The 280-nt window shown below is 52.5% G+C and carries 1 pseudogene; it reads right to left on the bottom strand.

Features of this window, described 5'->3' with window-relative positions:
* A pseudogene (leuS, locus tag J0A66_RS23190) lies at positions 1 to 280 on the bottom strand (leucine--tRNA ligase); the annotation flags it as partial.

The following is a 280-nucleotide window of genomic DNA, read 5'->3' on the forward strand; positions in this document are numbered from 1 at the left end:
GGCTTCCTTAGCATCTAACATACCTTGATTAAATTGGGCTGAGCAATAACGGGCGTAATACCAGGAAGATTCCATAAAGGTATCGAAAGTATCGGTTTCACGCTCTGCGGGTTGTCCCTGATAAGTGGCCTTACGCCACTCAGGGTCCGCTTTGATGGGGGAGGTTACACCGTCCATCACCACATCTTCCGGCAGACGTACCGGCAGCTCATCCGCTGCCACAGGCACAGATTCACCATTGGGCAGATTCAGCATTGGAATGGGAGTGCCCCAATAGCGC

This window comes from Bowmanella dokdonensis (genome assembly GCF_017254865.1).
GTDB lineage: Bacteria > Pseudomonadota > Gammaproteobacteria > Enterobacterales > Alteromonadaceae > Bowmanella > Bowmanella dokdonensis.